The sequence below is a fragment of the Paenibacillus sp. NAIST15-1 genome (genome assembly GCF_001894745.1).
Classification (GTDB): Bacteria; Bacillota; Bacilli; order Paenibacillales; family Paenibacillaceae; genus Paenibacillus_B; species Paenibacillus_B suaedae.
The window spans coordinates 81359-106038 of the sequence record NZ_BBYF01000011.1; the positions used below are offsets into that span (position 1 = coordinate 81359).

Here is a 24680-nt window from a genome sequence, read left to right on the forward strand (position 1 = left end):
TGAACCTTCCACCTCGCAAACACAAAGAAACCGTTCCTTCACCCAATGGCTGATCGTGCATCCATGTAGCAAAGAACGGTTTCTTTTTATGTCCAGGGAATCGCTCCCATGGCTCTCTATTTTAGTGCTTGTACCGCAAGTGCAAGCGCACCTGTAATACCCGCGCGATCCTGCAATGCTGGAGGCACGATGTAATCCTCGTTCACTTCTAAGATGGCAGGATGCTGAACATATCCGTTCAACAATGTCTTCACTTGCTCGCGAATGCGTGGGAACAAGTGCAATTGCTTGGAAACGCCGCCGCCAAGAATGATTTTCTCCGGAGAAATCGTCAAAATGTAGTTCATGAGCGCTTGTGCCAAATAGAAGGTCTGAAGCTCCCAAGCCTTATGGTCTTCGCCTAACTCGTACGCCTTCACACCCCAGCGCGCTTCGATTGCCGGACCTGCAGCAAGACCCTCAAGGCAATCCTTGTGGTATGGGCACTTGCCCTCATACGTATCTTCTGGATGACGCTTCACCATAATATGACCCATCTCTGGATGAAGCAGACCGTGTACCAGCTTGCCTTCCACGACAGCACCAGCACCAATGCCTGTACCTACCGTGATGTACAAGCAGCTGTTCAATCCTTTAGCCGCGCCGAATGTCGCTTCACCGAGTGCCGCTCCATTTACATCCGTGTCGAAGCCGACAGGGACATTAAGATGACGCTTCAAATGTCCGACTACATCATATCCGCTCCAATGCGGCTTAGGTGTCTTTGCAATATGTCCGTATGTGGGACTGTTCGGATTCAAATCAACCGGTCCAAAAGAACCGAAGCCAATACTACTAATCCCTTTATCTTTAAAGAACGCAACCGTACGATCCATTGTTTCTTCCGGTGTCGTCGTCGGGAACGATTCGATTTGCTGAATTTGTCCATCTTCGGTACCGACAGCAACGACAAACTTCGTGCCTCCACCTTCAATAGCGCCTAACAATTTCATGTTTCTCCCTCACCTTCTCAAGCCTGACTTTATCTGTCTCGTTCAGAGGAGATCCCCCATATGCCAACTTATGATCGCGCTTACGAAAATCGAAAACGCAAATCGAAAGACAACGTTTTCATCATATTGATTATATCATTAGGTCATTCATGTTCCAATCATATGTCGCATATCATCTAAGATTCGGACACACCTCCTGAACTTTATACCCTTTTTCATCTCTATAAGAAGCTGATGCACCAGAAATAATGTTAGACTTTAACCCGATAGTGCGCTAAAATATGGACAAATTATTGCTAATCATTGGAACCGAGGGGGTATTCACATGACCGTATCAACAGAGCAAGGCATGTTCGGGCAGTTCGGAGGAAGCTATGTACCGCCCCAATTGCAAGGAGTGTTGGAGCGTCTCGCAGAAGCTTTCTACAAGTACAAGGACGACCCGGAATTTATCCAAGAATACAATATGTACGCACGCGAATACGTAGGTCGTGATAATCCGCTCACCTATGCGAAGCATCTGACAGAGAAGCTTGGCGGCGCCAAGATTTATTTGAAGCGCGAGGATTTGAATCACACCGGTTCCCATAAAATCAACAACGTTCTTGGGCAGATTCTGCTCGCTAAGCGCATGGGCGCACACCGTATCATCGCGGAAACAGGCGCAGGCCAGCACGGTGTTGCAACAGCAACAGTATGTGCCATGTTCGGTATGGAATGCATCATCTATATGGGGGCAGAAGATATTCGCCGTCAGGCATTGAATGTATTCCGTATGGAATTGCTTGGGGCCAAGGTCGTGTCGGTCTCGAAGGGGCAAGGACGTCTGAAAGATGCGGTGGACGTAGCACTGGATGATTTGGTAGAAAACTATGCGTCTACGTTCTATCTGTTAGGTTCTGCTGTCGGTCCACACCCATTCCCGTCTATCGTGAAGCATTTCCAATCGATTATTAGCGAAGAATCGAAGCGTCAAATTGTGGAGAAAGAAGGCCGTCTCCCTGATGCCGTTATCGCCTGTGTTGGTGGCGGCAGTAATGCAATCGGCGCTTTCGCCCATTATATTGAGGAGCGATCTGTGCGTCTAATCGGCGTCGAGCCAGATCAAGCGCCAACCTTAACAAAGGGTGTGCCTGGTGTACTGCATGGCTTCAAATGTCTTGTCTTGTTAGACGAGGAAGGCAACCCTTCTCCAACCTACTCCATCGCAGCAGGCTTGGACTACCCGGGTATCGGACCGGAGCACAGCCACTTGAAGGAATCCGGCCGCGCGGAATATGTGACGGTAACGAATGAAGAAGTGCTTGAAGCCTTCCAAGTGCTGTCGAAGACAGAAGGCATTATTCCTGCACTTGAAAGCGCACACGCGGTTGCTCATACCTTGAAGCTCGCTCCAACGCTTGGAGAAGAGCAGATCATCATCGTCAACATCTCCGGTCGCGGGGATAAAGACGTCGAGCAAGTATTCCATATGCTGAATAAGTAAGACTAAGGTAGGATACCTATCCTACGCAAACAAACAGCCATAGTCCGTTCGCTACGGATATGGCTGTTTCTGCTTTATTTGTCCTTGCGGGCAAGATCCAGCTTCACTTGCGCCTGCTGCTCCAGATCCGCAATCGCCTGTTCCAATGTCATCTTATCTCCGGCTACAGCATGCAGCGCTTCATTCAACAGCGCTTCATACGCCTGATAGAAGCTGTCCGGAATGTTCTTCTTCCACTGCTCGTTCGTATGATGCTTCCCTGGCTTCAGCATATAAATGGTCTCAGCGCCTCTTTCCAAGCTTCTCGGGATATATCCCGTCCGCGCTGGTAAATCACTTCTTCCTGAACGGGATATGATCTTCGCCATCCCTGTGCCGTTCATGAACTTGACGAGCTCCCAAGCATCATGTTTATTTGCCGAATCGGCGGCAATGGCGAATATTTGCGTGGCAGAGATTCTGTCAGTCTCATCTGCGTGCGCCGGATTGATAGGGACGGTTACCATGCCCCAATTTATCTTGGAAGAAGACCCGCCAATGTGTGCGGCAAAGGACGAATCATTGAGAATCATCGGGGATTCCCCGTTAACGAATTTGTTCATGGCCAATATATAACGCGATCCCGGATCGCCGCTCTGCTCTGGCGGGCGAACGGATACCGCCTTTTTCTTGAGCGCATCGACCGTTAACTGAAATGCTTGCTTCCAGCCTTCGGACTGCAGCAGCACCTTCTTGCCTTCCGTATCGAACAGCTGCAAATCCATCGTATCCGCGACTTCCCGCAATACATCAGAAGCTTGATTATTGATCAATCCATAGGAAGCATCTTCATCCGTCCTTCCGTTATGGAATCTTGCAGACAATTCAAAGAGATCCTTCCACTGCATTTTGTTCACCGGCAGATCAATACGTTTCTCCTGAAACATATCCGCATTGTAGTATAAGTACCCAGCCCTGAGCGTAGGAGCAAGCCCAAATAGGGAGCCGTTACCCTTCTCGCGCAGCATGTCGATCAAACCGGGCATATAACCGTCCAAATCGAATTGCTCCTGCTTGATAACCGATTCCAAATCATACAGCTTGCCCATACTGGATAAATGCTCGTACTCATCCAGATTGAGAACAAGGACGTCCGGCTTCTGGCGCTCCATCATGCGCTGCAGCTTTTCCTGTGGGCTTAATTTGTCCGATGCGTCTTCTCCTTCATTCCCCGACTTGATGATCTCGATTTCAATGTCCGGGTACTGACTGGTAAATAACTGGCCGTACTTGTTATGGAAGTCCTCCACATAGGGATAATACACCTTCAGCTTCCCGTTGCCTTCACCGCCAAGCCCATCTGGTACGGACTTACTCCCGAAGCATCCGCTTATGACCAGGACGATGCTAAGCAGAAGCAGTACAGCCGCCTTTCGTTTTCCGGTTCGCCTCATTTCTTCACTTCACTTCTCCTTTACATGCCTATTCAACGATCTCTTTTATTTCACTTTGTCTTGGCGCACCTTCTGAAGCGCTGCCTGTGCCTTCTGCTGTAGTTCTGTCAAGGCCTCATCCACGGTTTTCTCTTTGTCAATGATGGCCTTCAATGCTTCCTCCCGCAAAGGAGCATATGCACTGTAGAATTCATTAGGAACCCGCTTTATCGCCGACTCGTATTTCATATTTTTTATTTGCAAGGCATAGAAAGCTTCTGTACTCTTGCCCTGAATCGACTTGACGAATCCGGTTCGCGTCGGCAGCTTATAGTATATAGCAGAGCTTGCCTTCGCCATCTCCGGTCCGTTGACGTACTTTACAAATTCCCAGGCGGCCCGCTTATTGCTCGAATGCTCGTTAATGGCAAAATACTCATAGAGCCTTGCACTTGTCGTTTCATTTGGGTGGGAGGGATCAATAGGGACAGGAACCATGCCCCAATCCATCTTGCTTGCCTTCTTGTTCTGCGGATCGCTAAACTCGCTAATAAAGCCTGAGCTGCCAAAGGTCATGGCCGCGTTGCCTTGCAGGAAGAGATTGTTGGACGAAGGAAGAAACATCTCATCCGATTTCTGAACCTGCAGTGCGCGGGTACGTATTGCATCCGTCATCATTTGATAGGCCTGCTTCCAACTCTCTGATTCGAGCAGAATATGCTCCCCCTTGGCATCGAATTCCTGCAGGCCCCATGTGTCCGCTATGCGTTTCAGCATCCCAACCGCGTTCTCATAGCCAGCATATAGCCCCGGCATTCCCGCATCTTCGAAGCGCGCAGCCAGATTGAACAGTTCTTTCCAGGTCATGCCACCTTTGGGCAGATCTATCGCATTCGCTTTGAATAAATCGGCATTATAGTAGAGTACATCCGTATAGAAAAACGGCGGCAGGCCAAATAGTGCGCCTCCTCCCTGCTCTCTCACCATATCGATCAAACCTGGCATGAACCCTTCCAGATCGAATTGCTCCTGCTTGATGATCGAATCTAGATTATATAATTTGCCGCCCAATGCGTATTCTTCATACTCTGGAGCTGATAGAGTCAACACATCTGGCTGCTGTTCATCGATCAGCTTCGTTAATAGCGTCCCATAATCAACACCTTTTTGGATTTGCATCTGCTGGTATAATCCATTGGTCTCGACCACTTCGATGTCGATATTCGGAAATTTGAGCGTAAATACATTTCCGTATTCTCGAAAGAAATCGCCCTCATTAGAGTAAAGCACCTTTAATTTGCCGCGGCCATCCTTACCAAGCTCCTCCAGCACAGGCTTCGTTCCGAAGCATCCGCTCACCAGAGCCATAATGCTTACCAGAATCGTGCCTTGCTTCAACCACGAACCCCATCGCATCTCGCCTATCATTCTCCTTTGCTTCCGTATCCAAAGCCGCAGGCAACCCTAACCTGCAGCTTCTGTCTGCCTTAATCCCTATCATTTCTTGATCATCGTTTTCGCGAGCTCGATCATCTCTTCCTCAGTCAATGGATTACCAGGATTCGTGGCAATGGTGAATCTTATCCCTTTCTCCGACCATGACACCGAATTTCTAACGAATTGAGGATTCTTCTTCTTTGTTTCTGCATCATATTCGTCAGCAGATTTGTACTTGAACCCTTCGTCTTTAGCATTCTTATCTGTCTCTAGCGTGAAGAGTTCCATGAACAACTTATCATTTCCTTTGGCGTACCCCAGCTTGATCTCTCCCACCTCTGGCGATTCTATCTTTTTTGAATACACCACTTTGCCTTTGGCCTCAGCCTTTACTTGTGCCTCCAATTTCTTATAATCAATTGAATTCTGGATCTCTCCTTTGACAAAGGTATATCCCTCCGGCATGCCCTCTGGCTCCTGTATGATAGGCCCTTTTAATGTAGAACTATATTTTTCGTAGTCTTCATATTTGGTGAATGTCGGGAAATTTGTATAGTATAGAAACTCACTTCCGCCATTCAGCTTCTTATCGCTGACATACACGAGATAAACATCCCCAGGATTTTTTTTGAGCTTTACGATCCTTGCCTTCTCCTCTTCGATCATTTTCTTTTTCTCTGCATCAGTCGGAGCCTTGGCAGCCGCCGTCTTGAGCGTTATGCTATTGAATGAATGCGACGATGCTGCATGTACAGCAGCGCTCATGGAACCTAGCAGCAGGATGCTGCAAAGTGTAGCGATTGTTACTTTCATTGTGTTTTTCATAGGTTATTCTCCCCTCATATTCAAGCGATATTGGTTGTTATTCAGGCCGCACTGCAATGTTATGGGATCCCTTAGGCGCAAGCCTCTATCCTAATTAACACCACCGCCCTCATTTAGGTTCACTAATTTGGAAAGAATGCAAAAAAAATGCTGCCTCGCGTCATATCCTGACGTGGACAGCATCGTTTATCCTATTGCAGTTTAATTTTCAAATTCTGATCCCAATGTCGAATGTCGAAACTAAACAAGCAAAGCTCCGTTTCGGTTCCTTTAAATCCGCGATAGACGTTCATGAATTTGTTGGAGTTCCTCCAATCGACCCAGTTCTTCTCCCATTGGTAAAATAGGACTTCCCCGTATATCCTCTCATTTTCCTGTTTTATGTATGTCTGAGAAGCGCCGCTGTACTCTAGATTCTCGCTCTCGTTCTCAACATACAGGTCACCGTCTTTCATATAGTAGGTCACTTTTACCGGATAACCCTCTACGTTCACAAGCGTTTCTTTCTTTTGCTCTGTAATGTGAGTTAACTTGATCAGCTTGTTGTAGTCTCTTATCTCCTCGAATTTATGTTCCAGCAGCAATTCTACCGGCGCGTCTGCGGTCAGCCGCAGGTCAGGGGATGTCGAGAATGCATACACTGACCTGTAAGCACCTAACGGAGAATTAGCATAATCCCATGTTTCTTCTCCTTCCAGCTTATGACCGTTCACCAGCAACGAAACCGACTGGTACGGAAGTCCGCTAAATCCGTTCTTATTATCCACTTCTACTTTCATGGCTGTCGGTCTGATGATCAGCTTGCGGAGGATCGATCCCCCTTGTGCCGAGCGGATCGGAATGTTCATATCATGGGTCACTGATGCCTGCAGCGCCTTCTCCTTGTTCAAGGTGAACATGCCGATATTCCATTCTCCCTCAATATAGCTTCCCTTTACGCCATACACAAATTCGAATGAGTTGCTGCCCTGCAGTAGTTCACCCAGGTTGTAGCCTTCTTGCGCGCCCCATTCTGTATGCCCTTCAATCTCAATATAATCAGTCATCTTATAGCCCGTTCGATCTACCTTTTTCCCACCTTTTTTCACCACGATTTGAGGGCCAACGATGTTAAAATTCGAATCATCCGTGTACGACACGGTGTATTTGAGCAGTACTTGCTCTTTCCTGCCCTCTACGAACTGCACTTTCAATTCCTTGATCCCGCCGCCATGAATCGGAAAGGTCTGCACTTCTGTCTTGCTCGGATCCAGAGCGATCGGAACGTGAACGTAGTCATATGCCTGCAGCCCGCGCACAGACAATTGCATATCCGTCTCATTGCCGGGCACCGTCCAAGGCGTTTCGAAAAAGCCGTTGTAGGTTTGGGTTTCTTCATCCCATGCATGCGAATAGTAGCCTTTTCCCCAGTGCATTTGCATCTTCTGCACATCATCCAGGTGTGCAATGAAGTTTCCTTTACTGTCTTTGAAATCGAATTGATCGAATATCCACTTTCGTTCCTGCCTATCCCCTGTATTCAGGCTGTATAACAGCGTGGTACCATTATCGTCGGATACCGCCGTATCAATGGCGAATGTGACGCTGCTATTCGTAACCTTCTTATTTATCGGCTGCCCGAATCCATGTTGGATCGCTGATTCCACACCTTGATGATTATTAAAATCCCACTTCTCGGTAATATAGGCGAGCACCGGAGTAGCCAACAACACAAACACAGCCACTGACAACACGGCCAACCGGCGTCCGTGGAACAACGGCCTCATCTGTAACGAAGCGGCAGAGATCCTTCGATCGTCCTGCTCGTTCCTAGCCGCCTCGATCCACATCCACATCGCCTCGAAGTCCGGGTAGGAATGGTTGCCTTCATCGCCCAACTGCTGAAAAAGTTTTGTTATTCCGTTTATTCTTTTCTCCAGATCCCCCACCTTCCTTTCCTCCCAAGTTCTTCTGATTTAAATGCTCTTCTGGCCCCTTCAAGTCGTCGTCCAGCGGAGACAAGAACCTCGAGCAAGTATTCCATATGCTGAATAAACAAGATTAAGATATCTAACCTATGCAAACAAACAGCCATAGCCGGGGGGGAAACGACTATGGCTGTTTCTGTTTTACTTGTCTTTGCGGAGCTTCACTTGCGCCTTCTTCACTGCTCGTCCGTATAATGCTTTGCCGGATTCAGCATAGTATCATTTTTTAATCATCGTTTTCGCAAGCTCCATTAAATCTTCCTCCGTCAATGGATTTTCAGAATTTACGGAGAGGAAAAATACCTTTCCGTTCTCCGACCAGGTAACTTGATTTCGATCAGTATGTAAGCTATCTGCGGATTCGTATGTGTATCCTTTAGCTTCCTTTTCTTCGGTATGAACCGTTTGCATTTGGAGAATGATATTATCTTTTCCTTTTTTGTACTCCAGTTTGATCTCTCCCGCTTCCGTCCATTCCATCTTTTTGGAATATACTACTTTGCCTTTGGCTTCAGCCTTCACTTGTGCCTCGAATTTTTTGCTGAACGGACTTTGGATTACTCCTTTAACAAAGGTATATCCTTCTGGCATCCCTTCTGGCTCCTGCACGATTGCTCCCTTCAATTTAGAAGTCCATTTCTCGTAGTCTTCGTATTTCTGAAATGTTGGGAATTCCACATAGTATAAAAACTCACTATCGCCATTCAGCTTCTTATCGCTGACATACACGAGATAAACATCACCAGGATTTTTTTTGATCTGTACTATCCTTGCCTTCTCCGCTTCGATCAGTTTCTTTTTCTCTGCATCAGTCGGCGCTTTGCCAGCCGCCGTTTTGAGCGCAATGCTATTGCTTGATTGCGATGACGCTGCTTGTACAGCAGCGCTCATGGAAACTAGCAGCAGAATGCTGCAAAGGGTAGCGATTGTTACTTTCTTTGTGTTTTTCATGGGTAATGCTCCTCTCCTGAACTATTTTTTAATCATCGTTTTCGCAAGCTTGATCATCTCTTCCTTCGTCAAAGGATTCTCGGGATTTGTGGAAATCGTGCAGCTTACTCCTTTTTCTGTCCATGACAGTGAATTATTGATGTCTGGAAGGATTTCATTCTTTGGCTGTTTAGCATTTTCTTTGGCCTTCTCTTCAGCGGACTCATACTGGAATCCTTCTTTAGCTTTCTTTTCCACTCCAGCTTCTAACTTAAACAGACTTAGCACCAATTTGTTTTTGCCATTGGCATATTCCAGCCTGATCATTCCGGCTTCATCCCATTCTATCTTTTTGGAGTACACCACTTTGCCTTTGGCTTCAGCCTTCACTTGCGCATTGAACTGTGTATACGGATTTTGGATTACTCCATTTACGAATTTATATCCTTCTGGCATCCCTTCTGGCTCCTGAATAACTGCTCCCTTCAATTTAGCTGTCCAGTTCTTGTAGTCTTCATATTTTGTGAATTTGGGAAACTCCGAAGAATATAAAAACTCACTTCCGCCATTCAGTTTTTTATCACTGACATATAGAACATAGAAATCCCCCGGATTTTTTTTGATTTGAAATATCTTTTTCTTCTCCGCTTCGAACATTTTCTTTTTTTCTGCATCAGTCGGCGCTTTGGCTGCTGCCGTCTTGAGCGTGATACCGTTGAATGATTGCGACGATGCTGCCTGTACAGCAGCGCTCATGGAACCTAGCAGCAGGATACTGCAAAGTGTAGCGATTGTTACTTTCATCGTATTTTTCATGAGTTATTCTCCTCTCTAAATTCAAACGATATTGGTTGTTAGTCAGGCCGCACGATAGCGTTTATGGGATCCCTTAGGCGCAAGCCTCTATTCTAATTAACACAGCCGCCTTCATTTAGGTTCACTAATTTGGAAGGGATGAAAAAGAATGCCACCCTCACGTCATATCCTGACGGGGACAGCATCGTTCATCCTATTGCAGCTTTATTTTCATATTCCGATCCCAATGTCGAATGTAGAACTCAAACAAGTAAATCTCTGTTTCATGTCCCTTAAATCCGCGATACACGTTTACGTACTTGTTGGAATTCTCCCAATCGAGCCAGTTCTCCTCCCATTTGAAAAACAGGGCTTCCCCGAATACTCTCTTGTCTCCCTGTTTCATGTACGTCTGAGAGACGCCGCTGAACTTTAGATTCTCGCTCTCGTTCTCGACATACAGGTCACCGTTTTTGGTATAGTAGGTTACTTTGACCGGATAACCCTCTACGTTCACAAGCGTTTCTTTCTTTTCATCTGAAATAGCTGTCAACTTGATTGGCTTCTTATAGTCCTTTATCTTCTCGATCTCACGTTCCAACAACAATTCTATCGGCGTGTCCGCGGTCAAACGTACGTCGGGCCTTGCCGGAAACGTGAAGGCTTGCCGATATCCATGGAGCGAAGTATTGGCATACTCCAGTATCATCTCCCAGCCTTCAAGCTTACGTCCGTTCACCAGCAACGAAACTGCTCGGTATGGAATTTCCTCGAATACTTTCTTATTCTCTACCTCCAATTTTATCGCTGTCGGCCTGATAATCAGCTTGCGGAGGACTGATTCCCCTTGCGTCGTGCGGAGCGGAATGTTTAATTCCCGGGTCACTGATGCCTGCATCGCCTTCTCCTTGTTCAAGGTGAACATGTCGATATCCCATTCTCCCTCGATATGGCTTCCCTTTACGCCATACACAAATTCGAATGAATTGCCGCCCTGCAGTAGTTCTTCCGAGCTATAACTTTCTTGTACACCCCATTCTGGATGCCCCTCAATCAGGATCGTTCTAGTCGCCTTATCGCCTGATCGAATTACCGCTTCCCCCTCCTTTTTCACCACAATTTGAGGGCCAACGATGTTGAAATTCGAATCATCTGTGTAGGACACAGAGTATTTAATGGTTGCTTGCCCTTGACCGCCATCCATGAACTGCACCCTCAATTCCTTGATCCCGCCATCATGAATCGGAAAAGTCTGTACCTCAGCCTTACGCGGGTTCAAATTGATTGGTACACGAACATAGTCATACGCCTGCAGCCCACGCGCAGACAATTGCACATTCGCTTCCTTGCCGGGAACCGTCCAGGACGTATCGAAGAAGCCGTTGTAGGTTCGGTTTTCTTCATCCCAATTATGCCAATAGAGGCCATTATCCCATTTCATCTTCATCATCTGCACAAGATCCATGCGCGCAATGGAATTTCCTTTATCGTCTTTGAATTCAAATTGGTCGAACATCCATTTGCGCTCCTGCTTATCCCCAGTATTCAAGCTGTATAACAGCGTAGTTCCATTATCGTCGGTCACTGCTGTATCAATGGCGAATGTGACGCCGCTATTCGTAACCTTCTTATTGATCGGCTGCCCGAATCCGTGTTGGATCGCTGATTCCACGCCTTTAAGATTTTTAAAATCCCACTTTCCGGTAATATAGGCGAGCACTGGAGTAGCCAACAGCACAAACGCAGCCAATGACAGCACAGCCAACCTGCGCCCGCGGAACACTGGCTTCGTCTGTAACGGAGCGGCAGATGTTCCTTGTTCGTCCTGCTCATTTCTGGCCGCCTCAATCCGCATCCACATCGCCTCGAAGTCCGGGTAGGAATGGCTGCCTTCATCGCCCAGCTGCTGAGAAAGATTCGTTACTTCGTTTGTTTTTTTCTCCAAGTTCCTCACCTTCCTTTCTTCCCAAGCTGCTGTTCCGCTTGACTGATTGCTCCTCTGACAGCTTCAAATCATCGTCCAGCTCGTCCAATATGACTCTCATCATCTTCAATCCTCGGTTCAACCGGGATTTCACGGTTCCCAGCGGAATATCCAGAATATCCGCGATGTCGGCAAGCGGCAGATCGTTCGTATACCGCAGAGTGATGACAATGCGGATTTTGTCAGGCAGCTTCGCGAGGCGCCGCTTCCACTCGTCCTCCGATTCCTTTTGTTCGACTACCGTTAGGATAGAAGGCTCCACCTGCTCTCGTTGGAACAAGAGCAGCATCTTTTCCTTCATCCATCTCGACTTATTTTTGCGCAAGTGATTCAAGCAATGATTGACCGTAATCCTCATTAGCCACGTCTTGAGAAACTCCACCTGCTCCCATCCCGACGTGAGCGCCTTCATAAACACCTCTTGGCAGACGTCTTCCGCATCCGAGGCATTGCGCAGCATATAGTAGCAGGTCCTGTATACATCTCTGTTGTATCGTTCGAAAAATTCCCTGTCCGTCAACAGGTTCTCCACCTTTCCTACACATCGCTAGTTGCTGCTCCCCTTGAACATGCACTACTAGATTAACAACTATCTTCTATAAAAGGTTCATTTATTGGATAAATGGGGTAAAAAATTTAGTACCTAATGAAACCTCCGTAAATTGCCGATATAAGAAGGGAGTATGTCTGAGGAGGGTATAAACTTTGCCGCGAATCGTCAGGCAGCTGAATCGATGGCTGCTGTTTCTTATATTGCTAGCTTTATGTGCATTTCCCTTTCAAAATTTTATTCTCTCTAAGCTCAAGGAAGGTTCCCTATCCTTCTCCTTCGGGCCGCCTTCGGATGACATTGTTCTGTTGCTGTACAGCAACACTGCAAGGGTTGGTCGCTATCTGGTGCCGCTTGCAGAGTCCGAGCCGAAGGCCGCGCCTTATCAAGAGAAGGGAGAGACTCTTGTACCCGCCCGCTTCCTAGCGGACAAGCTCGACGCAGAGCTTGCTGTCGATAAGAGCGGCCGTACCCTTACGTTGTCAAGAGACGACGCGAAGATTACGTATTCGCTCAAGGCAGGCAGGGTCAGTATCGCGACCCCATCCGGCAGCAAATCCGCAGTCTCTGTCAACACATTGCCTGTCCAGAAGGACGGAGTTACCTACGTCCCGCTTCGACCAGCTAGCAAAGCGTTTGGTCGGCATATTCACAGCAGCGACGGCGTTATCGCGCTGACCACGACACCGAAGGCGCCTAAACAAGAGAAGTGGAACGAGTGGAGAGAGGAATTGTCCTCCTATCTAGCCTACGATGCCTTCGGCTCGTATGCGGTCAAGATGGGAACAAGTTATACCGCACTGTTCCATAGCTGGGAGGATGCTGTCAATTACGCGAAGCAGGTTCCCGGACGCAGAGTCACCTACCGCGGTCAGCATGTGATGTGGGATCCGAAGAAGCCTGCGCCGAAGTCGATCCGCTTGAATGGGGCCCCGCTTATTTTGCAGCTCCCCGAGCTGCCGCGCGGCTGTGAAGTGACTGCGCTTGCGATGCTCTTGCAATCCGCAGGTCAGAAGGTTGACAAGATGGAGCTTGCGAAGAATATCCGCAAAGATACAACGCCGTATGAGAAGAAAAACGGCGGTATCTATTTCGGCAATCCGCATCGAGGATTCGTCGGCGATATGTACACGTTCGCCAATCCTGGGCTCGGGGTATATCATGAGCCGATAGCAGAGGTCGCGGAGAAGTATTTACCGGGACGAATCATTGATATGACCGGCACCTCCCTGGACCATCTGTTATGGACAGTTGGACAAGGGACACCCGTATGGGTTATTCATACGACGCTGTATGATTCTGTTCCCGCTAACGCTTGGGTAACGTGGAATACTGCTGATGGGCCAATCCAAGTGACCTACTATGAGCATTCCTTGCTCGTGATCGGCTATGACGAGCAATATGTATACGTGCATGATCCGCTTGGCCGCCGCGATCGTATCACACGCGCCGCCTTCAAGCGTGGATGGGAGCAAATGGGCAGCCAAGCTATCACCTATACGAAGGCAGCGCCAACTGCACAAGCAACATAGGCACCGGCAACACAAAAGGAACTGTCCTCCCTGCATCCATTTATGCAGAGAGTCAGTTCCTTTTTTTCTGGCCGTATTCAAACTTTGCCCCAATGATTCTTAGATAAACTCTCCCTAATCATAGTTGCGCAAAATGAGGTAGAGAATAATCCCTACTGGACCAAGCAGGAAGACAACGAGCGCCCATAAACAACCAATCTGCTTCCCCTTGCGCGCTGATGCCTCGCCCCATATCCAGAACAGGCACACCCAGCTTAACACCCATATCAGAAAGCCAATCAACCGCATCCCTCCGCTCCAACTAAGAAACCTGGCCATAATAGCTCATGTTGGCTATCCAACTCAACTACACCACCTTGTTGATATCTACGCAGGCAGCACTGCAATTAGGATTTCTTTTTCAACATGCCTGACTACCCCTATGAACACAGAAAGCTGACCCACAAAGCGATTTCTGCTTCGCGGGTCAGCTTTTCTAACCTTTTTTCTCTTGTCTAATTTAGATTTATATCGTTATTAGTATCAATATCCAGGCGGTAGAACTTCGAATAACGATTCATTTGCCCTTCAATCGTCAGACTGCCTTCTCTTTTGAGGATATACCAGTTTTGACCGTTATATCGCTCAACCGAATACCCGTTCAGATCAATGCCGAACAGCCTTTTCACGTCAGGTGCCGCTGCGTCAAGCACCTGCTTATTCGAGAATTTGTCGAAGAGGGCCTCGGTTGCATTCGTTCCCGTTTCTAAAATGTCGGAATCATAAACGGACAGTATGCGTCCAGTGTTATAGCCAACCTGAATGGACAAATCACGCTCCTGATCCTCTAAATCGTAATAATCCTTCGCAATTCCGATACGGCTGTCATAGCGATACGTACGGCTTGCAAGCGCCATCGGGGTTTCTTTCCCTCTAACGGTGAGGGAAGCTTTCTTAGCCGACTCAAGCGCCTTAGCACTTACTTGATCCATCGGAATGTCATAAGACATGCTGAGGACTCGCTCTCCCTCCATCTCGATGTCGATATCTTTTCCTGTAATCCAGGTATGCACATCCCGATCGACCCTTGTCTTTGCCCGAGTAATGTCCTGAATACGGGCAGCCAACTGTTTTTCGTCCAGTCCTGTTTGCCCTTCAACAATCCGCTTAATCTTATCTGGCAGCTCAGCGTAATTCATGGAGATGTGAACATCATATGTTCCACGTTTCACATCAAGAGCGGCATAGCTCTTGTTATCCTTGCTATAAACGGTAATATCGTGATAAGAAGATCCACGGTATTCCTCGACTCCATACAGCTCAATGTCACGACCAGCAACTTCTCGTACTGTTTGCTTCATACGCTCCAATATGGAAGAATCCAAATCCTTCACCGTCTTGCCATGCTTCGGCTCCGTCAAGCTGCCTACTTGATCGTGTTCTCCTGCGAGCGGCGGGATTGTAAACTCAACCTTCTGATTAACCTCAATCGGCTCATTGTATCTCCGTAGCGATATTTCATATTCGTCCAGTTTCGGGGCCATAATCGCAATATCATAAACATCTTGCTTGACCTTCTCCTGCCCCCACTTATCCTTATCCTCAAAAATCGTTCCCAATACCCAATTGAACGTAATATTTCTTTCATATTTTTCGTTTAATTGCTTGCCTGTCATTGGGATAGCTCTCGTCTCCGGTGTATCCAGCTTCAAGTCATATTGCTTCCAAATCTCGTTCGATCCTGATCCCTGAAGCTTCAAGTAGTAAGGCTCATACGTCAAGAATGTGCTCTGAAACGGGTTATTTCCCGCTTGATCTGGCTGAACCTTGAGATGAAGGATTCCCTTATTGTCAAACTCCATTCCTAATATCGTTATATCCCTGCCCTGATATTGGATCTTCTTTGGATATTTATCTTCCGTGCGAAGACGGAACGTACGATTTGGCCGGGCTTGAGTCACATACAATCTCTTTAATTCCAGAGTCATGTGCTTCGGCTTGTTCTCGAAATAGACAGACGGGATAAACTCCCACTGGTTGCGGCTGACCCCATTCACCAAATCTCTGAATCCTGAAGACTGTCGAATCGGATACACTTTACCGGTCTCGTCTTTCAGTATAAGATTTTCTCGGACAATCTCATCCCAATCGTAACCTGGATGCAGCTCTGCCTTTCCTTCATCTTGAATTCGAGTTCGAGTCTCAAGCAGCATACGGGTAGGAGAGATCGTAATATCCTTAAGAGCAAACTGCTGCACAATCGAGTCTGCCTGCTCTGCCGTCCGCTCCAGATTGACCACGCGAGTTGGTTTTATATTATTGATACCGAGCGGAACCTGAATATCCTCTGATTCGGAGTAAATATTTTTATATTCGTCATTGCGCTTAATTTTTGTCAGCCGGATCGTAATTGTCCGATCCTTATCTTCTCGTTTCAACTGCTCGACGTATTCTGGCGGCAAAGGAATGTCATGTTTCCAAGTAACAATACCATCCGCTTTTGCTTTAGCCTGTTTACGCGACTCATCATCGGATTCAATATGATAGGAAGTCGTATGATTGCTTCCATCCGAGAATCGGTGTTCGTCAAATTCAGGGAGCGTAGCCGTATAATCCTCGAACTCGTCATACAATCGGCGGGAACGCTGCGCCTCGGCAATATCCTCGCCCTTGATTGTAACCGTGACGAACAGACGATCATCTTCCAAATACAAATTATCGACGCTTACTTCCCGCTCTCCCCACTTCGTACGGTAGGTCTGTACCGGAATGTAGCCATGCTCCTTAGCATTGCGGATGCCCATAAAGCTGCCCGCCCCCTCCAGCCACTTGACTGCGGCCTCCAGTCCGGGGATTTGCTTCGCATACGCGGCAAAGGAAGGCACAAACATGATCGAGCCAGAGAACAGCAAAACGCCGGCCGCAACCGTTCCTATGCTGCGCTGTACAATCTTCGTCCGATGGCGGCGGCGATCCATATTCTCGATCCGCTCCGCAATCCGTTGAGACAGATTAGGTGGAATAGGCACTTCGGGCAATTTTGCGAACATTGCTTCGATCTCCTCATCCCTAAATTCCATCAGCATCTAGCCTCCTTCATTTCTGGCATCATTTGCTTTTTAAACAACTTAATTGTGTTATATATTTTCGTTTTAACCGTGCCTAGCGGCATATCTGTCATCTCTGCAATTTCTTCTAGTGTGTATCCTTGGACATACTTCAATTGGATGAGCATCCGCGTCATTGGCGGCTGCTGCTCCATAAGAGCCTGAAAATCCAGCATTTCGTCCGTCGGCGGACGCTTTGCGACTCCCATAACCTCTTCGTCCTCTATGTAGACTATCGATTTATTTTTACGCAAATAGGTTTTGCACTGATTGATGACAATCCGAGTGAACCAAGTGTTGAATTTTTCGGGGTCTTTCAATTTCTGTATATGAATAAGGGCCTTCTCCACAGCATCGCATACTGCGTCCATACTGGCGGCCTCATCGTGTAGATAACTATATGCGATTCGGTACGATCGGTCTTGAATTTGCTGTACCGCTAGTGCAAAGCTATGTGTATCGCCCTGCTGCGCGCGGACAATCAGCATCTTCTGATCCATAGTTCCTCCCCCTTCGGTCACCACTATGATGCATGGAGGCCCTAAATAGTTTTGGAAACGGAAAATATGATATTACGTCGTTCCTTTGGATTCCGAGGCAGCTTCCAATTCGACTTCCTTGCCTGTTAGTTGTTTCATTGCCCTCTGGGCCTTTTGCGCGTCCAGATCAGCTATCGCTATTTCCACTTGCCCATTACTTTTGATGCCCTTATTCGTGCTCTCTTTAGCTAAATCTGTCCACGCTGTAATGAGCGGAGCGAAGAGCATGCTGAATGCAGTTAATGCTGCAAGCAGCTTTTTATTTGATCTCATGATTATCGTTCCTCCTTCATTTGAAGTCAATTTCGATAATAAGATGCACAACCCATTAAAATAGTTTTTTTATACAGAAATGAAAAAAATAGATAATAAATACACTTGCGAAAAGCAAGTCATTTCAACAACAACCTCCATCAAAATGAATTTCGATAGTAAGATGACTCACTTCGGGCAATGGTTTTGGTACACAAAAAAATCCCGGACTATGTCCGGGACTCTCCATCGCGCTTAGCGCGCTTCATATATTGGTCATAACGGTCGTCTACTTCCTCAGCGATAGAGCGATACCGATTCGTCTCTTCCACGATTGGATCCAGCGTCGTCTGAATACGAATTTCCGTTCGCGGCGCTATCCGCCGTCGCACAGCCTCACTCGGCTCTTCGGACTCCATCTCCCCAGCCGTCAGACGCTCATGCAGCTCCGCTTCCAGTCGTTCTTGTGAATCCTTGTCCCTTTCAGTCACAGGAACACCTCCCTCAAACATATGCTTCCACTAGTATGAGCTTGAATGCTATTCTCTACCCTTGAGCTTTCGCATCTCTTAGCGCTTCAATGAAGGAGCCATGGATATGTCCGTTCGAAGCAACGACATCACGCACGCCCAAATGATAGGGCTTGCCATACGTATCTGTCACCTTGCCACCAGATTCCGTGATCAGCAAGCTTCCTGCCGCCAAATCCCAAGCATTCAGGTTGAGTTCCCAGAACCCTGTCAAGCGGCCTGCCGCCACATAGGCCATATGGAGAGCAGCTGAACCTGCGGTACGGATGTTGCGAACCTGCGGCGCAAGTGCAGTGATTCCCGCCAGATTCGCAGGCAGCGCACGCTCGCGCTCCGTGGGGAATCCGCTTGCAATCAAGCTGGCTCCAAGCTGCTGCTCAGGCGCCACCTGCATTCGGCTTCCATGCACATAGGCTCCCTTGCCCTTCTCTGCGACGAATAGTTCGTCTCTCATCGGATCGTACACAATCCCAACAATGACTTCTCCCTTATGCGCCAAAGCAATTGAAACGGAGTAGAATGGGAACCCATGAACATAGTTCGTGGTACCATCAAGCGGATCGATGATCCATACATATTCCTCCTGCAGTGCGTTCTCCAACGCCCGCTTGGCTGCATCCTTGCCAGGATCTACTGATTCTTCACCGAGAACGGCATGCTGCGGAAAATGAGTCAACAGCAGACGACGAATCATCTGCTCGGCTCCTTTGTCAATTTCGGTAACGAGATCGTGCATAGATGATTTTATATTGAGCGATATGTACTGCCCTAATTTACTCTTGATCCATTCACCTGTCTTAGCCGCACAGTTGACCGCTACCGCTGTATAACTTTTACTGGTGACCACGTGTGGAGTTTTATCTGAAGTATTCAAGGCTTCACGCTACTTTCTATTAAAAATTGCTTCCTTTTCTTCCAATATACGTAGTAATCAGTTATAAGTTTCGTTCGAATATCCTAGCCTATGTAAAATGTTCATGAGCCTGCAAATCCACTCACAATCATGCGAATTGCCAGTACGAACAGGGTAATTCGGAGGACAAGCAACAGCCCTTTGCCAGACATTCGATTCGCAATTGCGGCCCCTAATCTTCCGCCGATCCAAGCGCTTGGAGCCAATACCGCTACCAGCATCCAATCGACCGATCCATTCCAGGCATGAACCGTAGTTCCGAGAATGGAGGATAGAAAAATGACAAACATGGATGTGGCTGAAGCGACATGCGGCGGATAACGAAATAACAGTACCATAAGCGGAACGAACAACGATCCTCCCCCGATCCCGAACAGCCCTGAGATGAAGCCGACTGCAAATCCAATAAACAGCATTGGCACAATACTGTATCCATATTCGGTCGCTTGACCAGAGGGATCTACATACGTACGTGTGCCTCGCCACGTGATATTCACCGGCTTCAGCCGTTCCCTCACGATCATCAGAATTGCCATCCCGAGCATGAAGAACCCGAACACCAAGTTAAATACATTGTCCTTGAAATACTCCGTTAACGCCGCACCCAGCATAGAAGCAGGTCCGCTCGTTATAAAATAAATCGCACCGCTTCGCCAATCCACCCGCTTCACCTTCATATAGGCAAGTGTGGAGGAAAGCGCTGTAAAAATAAGCACCGCTAATGAAGTTCCCACCGCTGTCTGGGAGGATATCGCTTCTCCTAGCAAATGCGGCCCGAAAAAAATCAGCCCCGGTACGATGATAATACCACCGCCCAGTCCGACAAGACTGCCGAACGTTGCTGCAATTAGGCCAATAAGAACAAGAAATATAATGGTTGCTGCCATTTGGATGCTCCTACTTTCTCCTCACGTAGTAAGTCCCTATTACTGAGCGGGATGAGATTGCCCGGCCACCCGGATAAATAAAAATCCGCCCGCAGGCAGCTACCAATTCAGGCGGCTGCCAGGCAAGGCGGATATGGAAGTCGAGTGTTACACGCCGACAATGTGGAAGCCGCTATCCACGTAGATCACTTCACCCGTAATGCCGCGTGAGAAATGGCTCATGAGGAACATTGCAGTATCGCCAACTTCCGCCGTGTCTGTCGTACGGCGCAGTGGAGCCTTCTCTTCGACCTGCTTCAAGATCGAGTTGAAGTCGCTGATGCCCTTCGCAGCAAGCGTACGGATCGGACCTGCGGAGATCGCATTGACGCGAATGTTGAACTGTCCCAGATCTGCCGCCAAGTAGCGAACAGAAGCCTCAAGCGCAGCCTTCGCTACACCCATGACATTGTAGTTCTTCATCGCGCGTTCTGCGCCGAGGTATGTCATCGTCATAATGCTTCCGCCTTCTGTCATGAGCGGATGCAAGCGCTGTGCTACAGCTACGAGAGAGTATGCGCTAATGTCTTGCGCAAGCGCGAAGCCTGCACGGGACGTGTCTGCATACAGTCCTGTCAATTCTTCTGTTTTCGCAAATGCGATACTGTGCACAAGACCATGCAGTGTACCGAATTCTTCACGAAGTCTATCTGCCAATTGATCGATCTCTTCATCTACTGTAACGTTGCACGGAAGAATGATGGCGTTCGGAATCGTTTCCGCCAACTTGCGTACACGCGCTTCTACACGTTCGCTCTCGTATGTAAATGCCAATCTTGCGCCTTGTGCGGCGAGTGATTGCGCGATGGCCCATGCGATGCTGCGATCGTTCGCGACACCCATAACCACGATATTTTTACCTGCTAATAATTGAGACATTGCTAAATTTCCTCCTCTCGCCATTTCGCATCATCAAATTTGGTTTCATGAAATATGCATGTCCCTTTTGACTGTTGCGGAAAAGCTCTTTTTTCAACGTATCCTATTTTTGCTTGATTTTCAAGTAGCAAGTGGATCTCATCGCTAAGAGCTACGGATCAATTCGCACGCTCGCTTGGTCGAGAATCGTAACCCCTTCCGCCGTATAAGGGACAAGATCCCGCATCAATTGAAATAATGCCCCGTCCTTCTGCTTCGCTTCCAGCATGACATCGATGCGCTCCGTATAGGGAGCAATCGCCCTGAGGAAGGCGAGTAGGGGCTTCACTTCCACATAATCGGCATGGCCACGTATATCGGAAGCGCTCTTCGGACTGGATACATGGATTTTAGGTGGGAGGGGATCGTCCGGCGCTGCGTCCGCCTGCCCAAATGGCGTCTGCCATGTCTTCAATATGCGCGGCCACAGCTCATCCAACGATTCCTCTTCATGATTCACCCACTGATGGTGAATATCCAGTACCATCGGAACACCAAGCTGCTCGCTTATATGAAGTGTCTCTACCGCATTGAAGGTTTTGTCGTCGTTCTCCAGTGTCATGCGCTTCTGTACCTCTTCAGACAATGTCTTGAAGTTCTCTATGAATCGCTCTCCCGCGATCTTCTTATTTCCATATGCCCCGCCGACATGAATGTTGTTCTTCGCACGAGCATCCACTCCCATGGCCTTGAACATCCGAACATGATGCTCCAGATCCTTTACAGACTTGATGAGCACATCTTCGCGCGGCGTACTCAGGACGGTAAAGTGATCGGGATGGAATGACACACGCATATGATGCTCGTTAACATATTGTCCAATTGCCTGAAATGCCTCCTGCAAGGCCGGGAATGGATCCCAGTCGCTTAGTTCGGGATGTGTAGCCAGCGGGATTAGCTTCGAAGAGAAGCGGTACAGTTGAATGTCATGCGCTCGATTATGCTTCAAGAGCCGCAATGTATTATGCAAATTTTCTTCCGCTATGCGTTCCGCCTTGCGCAACGCCGCGGCACGATCTTCCAGTTTGCAAAATGATGTGAATGTCATCGTGCGCGACGGCGAAGCATTCGCCACCGTGACGGACATCGCCACGTATCCGAAACGAACCAGCATACTTCGGACTCCTCTCCACTTCTATCGCCGTATAGGCCCTACTTCTACCCTGCCTGATAGGCATTCTCTCCTTCTAGCATAACCTTACTAGCCTACACTTAATCGAACTAGGCTAAGAGATATTCGTAGTTGCGGATGTACCGAGTGCCGTCTCTCCTCATCACTAAATTTGCGCCAACATTCCTAACCTTCTTAACAATGCAAAAACCCCTGACCGATTGGTACAGGGGCTTGCTTTATGAAGTTACCGTTACGTATTACATGGTGTTATATCACCCGGAATGTCGCCAGCGCAAGGGAACCGAGCTTGCCATCTGCATCCGTTACTCGTCCTGTGCACGTAATTGAACGGCGCGTTTCATGCACGATTTCCGCCGTAACTCGAATTTCTCCGGTATGCAGCGGCGCAACGAAGTTGACGTTCAAGTTGGACGTAACGGTATGTTCATCAGGACGAGCCAGCATCGTAGCCAATCCCATAGCGTTATCCAATAGGGAGGACAGTACCCCTCCATGAACGATGCCAATGACGTTCAAATGATGGGGTTCAGCATCAAGTTTCAGAACGACATGCCCCGGCTCTGCCGTAATCGTCTCGCAGCCAAGGTAATCCCAGAAGGTTCCCTTCGCTTGCGCATACAATTGATCAAGTCGCTCACTGGCAATAGCTACTGGGGATGCGGCCTGTTCTGCCATAAAAATCTCCGCCTCCGATCACTTTCGTATTCAACCTTATGCCTGCTAGTGGTTTTACTGCTTTTCGCTTAATTGCTTATTCGCCTTTTTTGCTTTTTTACTTTTTCACTAGTAATTCTTCCTCTTCCAGAAGCATGCGGCGCAGCACCTTGCCCGCAATCGTCTTCGGCAGCTCACTGCGAAATTCGTATTGGCGCGGTACCTTGAAGGAGGCCATCCGCTCGCGGCACCAGACATTTAACTCCTCTTGGGTCACTTGGGTACCTGTGCGAGTCACAATATATGCCTTGACTGTCTCTCCTCGGTAGGAGTCGGGCACACCGACGACGACGGCTTCCTTCACGCAAGGATGCTCGTACAGCACTTCCTCCACTTCCCGCGGATAAATATTGAACCCGCCGGCAATGATCAAATCTTTTTTTCGATCTATGATGGAGAAAAAGCCATCCTCATCCTGCCTGCCCAGATCCCCTGTATACAGCCAGCCATCCCGAAGCGCCGTTACGGTCTCCTCCGGCTTGTTCCAATACCCCTTCATTACTTGTGGTCCGCGGACAACTAGTTCCCCTACCTCGCCCTGTGGCAACTCTTCTCCCGTGTAGGAATCAACAATCTTCGCCTCCGTATCGGGGAATGGAATGCCAATGGATCCGTTTTTGCGCTTGCCCCAGAGCAGGTTCGCATGCGTAATCGGCGATGCTTCCGTCAAGCCGTACCCTTCGATAAGCACGCAGCCTGTTATCGCCTCGAACTTCTCCTGCACCTCAAGCGGCAGCGAAGCAGCACCGCTAATGCACGTGTGGATGGAAGATAGGTCATAACGATCCGTGTCAGGATGATTAATGAGCGAAATGTACATCGTCGGTGCCCCTGGGAACACGGTCGGGCGCAGCTTATGAATAATGCGCAGCATCTCAGAGGGTTCGAATTTCGGCACAAGCACGTTCATCCCCCGGCATAACGTACACAGATTCATCAAAATGGTCATTCCAAACACATGGAAAAATGGAAGCGCTCCCAAGAAGATTTCTTCTCCGCGCTTTACCTTATAGAACCATGCAGCCGATTGCATCGTATTGGCAACCAAGTTCTGATGAGTCAGCATCACCCCTTTTGGGGTGCTTGTCGTCCCTCCCGTATACTGCAGCAATGCCAGATCATGTTCTCCATCCACCTCGGCGCACATAAATCTTGGCGGTACGCTTTTGAGCAGCGGTACGAAGGCATGAACATGATCGTTATAGGTGATCCCTGCCGCCTGAACATTTTTCTTCATTTTAAAGGCAAACAGCACGTTTTTCGGAAAGGGCAAGTAGTCCTTAATCGAAGTGATAATCGCGTGCCGAAGCGGTGTGCGTGCCTGAGCGGCACGCACACGCGGATATAATACATCAAGAGTTATGATCGCAGCCGCACCGGAATCGGCTAGCTGGATCGCCAGCTCCCGCTCCTTATAAAGCGGATTCGTCAGTACAGCTATGCAACCAGCCATTAACGTACCGTAATACGCAATAACGGTCTGTGGACAGTTGGGCAGCATAATTGCCACTCGTTCTTGCCTGCCGATCCCAAGCCGCACAAGCGCGTTTGCGAATCGGCAGCATTCTTCAAGCAGCCGCTCATAGCTCAGCTGCTTCCCCATGAATTCGAGCGCAGGCCGTGTCGGATATTCCTGGGCTGCATCAATGAGGAATTGGGCGACATTTTGTCGCGGGTATTCATACGTCGGGTCAATTTCCTGCGGGTAATGACGGAGCCATGGCTTCTCCAATGGCATGCCTAACCATCCCTTCCTC

At 48.3% G+C, this 24680-nt stretch carries 22 protein-coding genes; 2 read left to right on the forward strand and 20 right to left on the reverse strand.

The genetic code is table 11. The annotated features are described in order from the left end of the window. Positions 1–116: 116 nt before the first annotated feature. On the reverse strand, positions 117–992 hold the full coding sequence (locus tag PBN151_RS20815) for an ROK family protein (protein ID WP_021252261.1): 876 nt from the start codon (positions 990–992) through the stop codon (positions 117–119). A 325-nt stretch (positions 993–1317) separates the two neighbouring features. On the opposite strand from PBN151_RS20815, the gene trpB reads away from it, so the two are divergent. Continuing rightward, positions 1318–2478 carry a tryptophan synthase subunit beta gene (trpB, locus tag PBN151_RS20820; protein WP_083545253.1) on the forward strand — a complete coding sequence of 387 codons (1161 nt, stop codon included), beginning with the start codon at positions 1318–1320 and terminating at the stop codon, positions 2476–2478. 74 nt (positions 2479–2552) lie between these two features. Here the strand turns inward: trpB and PBN151_RS20825 are convergent, their stop codons facing one another. The 8 genes from PBN151_RS20825 to PBN151_RS31435 all read right to left on the reverse strand — a co-directional run bounded on the left by PBN151_RS20825 (position 2553) and on the right by PBN151_RS31435 (position 12348). Next, complete coding sequence (locus tag PBN151_RS20825) at positions 2553–3911, reverse strand: ABC transporter substrate-binding protein (RefSeq protein ID WP_072730543.1); 1359 nt, start codon at positions 3909–3911, stop codon at positions 2553–2555. A 45-nt stretch (positions 3912–3956) separates the two neighbouring features. Beyond that, on the reverse strand, positions 3957–5306 hold the full coding sequence (locus tag PBN151_RS20830; protein ID WP_072730544.1) for an ABC transporter substrate-binding protein: 1350 nt from the start codon (positions 5304–5306) through the stop codon (positions 3957–3959). 81 nt (positions 5307–5387) lie between these two features. After that, the gene (locus tag PBN151_RS20835; protein WP_072730545.1) at positions 5388–6152 is read right to left on the reverse strand and encodes a hypothetical protein; all 765 of its coding nucleotides are present in this window, start codon (positions 6150–6152) and stop codon (positions 5388–5390) included. A 191-nt stretch (positions 6153–6343) separates the two neighbouring features. Beyond that, the gene (locus PBN151_RS20840; protein WP_227774907.1) at positions 6344–8080 is read right to left on the reverse strand and encodes a DUF4179 domain-containing protein; all 1737 of its coding nucleotides are present in this window, start codon (positions 8078–8080) and stop codon (positions 6344–6346) included. Positions 8081–8338: 258 nt separating this feature from the next. Further along, entirely contained in the window at positions 8339–9070 is a 732-nt protein-coding gene (locus PBN151_RS20845) for a hypothetical protein (RefSeq protein ID WP_072730546.1), read from the reverse strand. Positions 9071–9091: 21 nt separating this feature from the next. Further along, on the reverse strand, positions 9092–9865 hold the full coding sequence (locus PBN151_RS20850; RefSeq protein WP_072730547.1) for a hypothetical protein: 774 nt from the start codon (positions 9863–9865) through the stop codon (positions 9092–9094). A 193-nt stretch (positions 9866–10058) separates the two neighbouring features. Next, positions 10059–11789, reverse strand: coding sequence for a DUF4179 domain-containing protein (locus tag PBN151_RS20855; protein ID WP_072730548.1), 1731 nt, complete (start codon positions 11787–11789; stop codon positions 10059–10061). Next, a complete protein-coding gene (locus PBN151_RS31435) occupies positions 11737–12348 on the reverse strand; it encodes an RNA polymerase sigma factor (protein WP_227774908.1) in 612 nt (203 codons plus the stop codon). The genes PBN151_RS20855 and PBN151_RS31435 overlap by 53 nt, the downstream gene beginning before the upstream one ends. A 185-nt stretch (positions 12349–12533) precedes the next feature. Here PBN151_RS31435 and PBN151_RS20865 point away from each other — a divergent pair, with 185 nt between their 5' ends. Continuing rightward, positions 12534–13910, forward strand: a complete 1377-nt coding sequence (locus PBN151_RS20865) for a C39 family peptidase (protein WP_072730549.1) — start codon at positions 12534–12536, stop codon at positions 13908–13910. 114 nt (positions 13911–14024) lie between these two features. Here the strand turns inward: PBN151_RS20865 and PBN151_RS31440 are convergent, their stop codons facing one another. From PBN151_RS31440 to PBN151_RS20915, 11 genes are all read right to left on the reverse strand, one after another. Continuing rightward, on the reverse strand, positions 14025–14192 hold the full coding sequence (locus PBN151_RS31440; RefSeq protein ID WP_163974314.1) for a hypothetical protein: 168 nt from the start codon (positions 14190–14192) through the stop codon (positions 14025–14027). Between the two features lie 212 nt (positions 14193–14404). Next, positions 14405–16969, reverse strand: a complete 2565-nt coding sequence (locus tag PBN151_RS20870; RefSeq protein ID WP_072730550.1) for a DUF4179 domain-containing protein — start codon at positions 16967–16969, stop codon at positions 14405–14407. Beyond that, entirely contained in the window at positions 16969–17496 is a 528-nt protein-coding gene (locus PBN151_RS20875) for an RNA polymerase sigma factor (RefSeq protein ID WP_005543265.1), read from the reverse strand. The genes PBN151_RS20870 and PBN151_RS20875 overlap by 1 nt, the downstream gene beginning before the upstream one ends. A gap of 72 nt (positions 17497–17568) precedes the next feature. Next, entirely contained in the window at positions 17569–17808 is a 240-nt protein-coding gene (locus PBN151_RS20880; protein WP_072730551.1) for a hypothetical protein, read from the reverse strand. Between the two features lie 209 nt (positions 17809–18017). Then, a complete protein-coding gene (locus PBN151_RS20885; RefSeq protein WP_072730552.1) occupies positions 18018–18299 on the reverse strand; it encodes a hypothetical protein in 282 nt (93 codons plus the stop codon). A 34-nt stretch (positions 18300–18333) separates the two neighbouring features. Beyond that, positions 18334–19191 (reverse strand): inositol monophosphatase family protein, encoded by an 858-nt coding sequence (locus PBN151_RS20890; protein WP_072730553.1) that lies wholly within the window; start codon positions 19189–19191, stop codon positions 18334–18336. A 101-nt stretch (positions 19192–19292) separates the two neighbouring features. After that, entirely contained in the window at positions 19293–20117 is an 825-nt protein-coding gene (locus PBN151_RS20895) for a sulfite exporter TauE/SafE family protein (protein WP_072730554.1), read from the reverse strand. Positions 20118–20264: 147 nt separating this feature from the next. Next, a complete protein-coding gene (fabI, locus tag PBN151_RS20900) occupies positions 20265–21035 on the reverse strand; it encodes an enoyl-ACP reductase FabI (RefSeq protein WP_021252279.1) in 771 nt (256 codons plus the stop codon). 151 nt (positions 21036–21186) lie between these two features. After that, entirely contained in the window at positions 21187–22188 is a 1002-nt protein-coding gene (uvsE, locus tag PBN151_RS20905; protein WP_021252280.1) for a UV DNA damage repair endonuclease UvsE, read from the reverse strand. A gap of 267 nt (positions 22189–22455) precedes the next feature. Further along, positions 22456–22884, reverse strand: a complete 429-nt coding sequence (locus PBN151_RS20910) for a PaaI family thioesterase (RefSeq protein ID WP_021252281.1) — start codon at positions 22882–22884, stop codon at positions 22456–22458. A gap of 97 nt (positions 22885–22981) precedes the next feature. After that, complete coding sequence (locus PBN151_RS20915) at positions 22982–24661, reverse strand: long-chain-fatty-acid--CoA ligase (protein ID WP_072730555.1); 1680 nt, start codon at positions 24659–24661, stop codon at positions 22982–22984. Between the last annotated feature and the right edge of the window lie 19 nt (positions 24662–24680).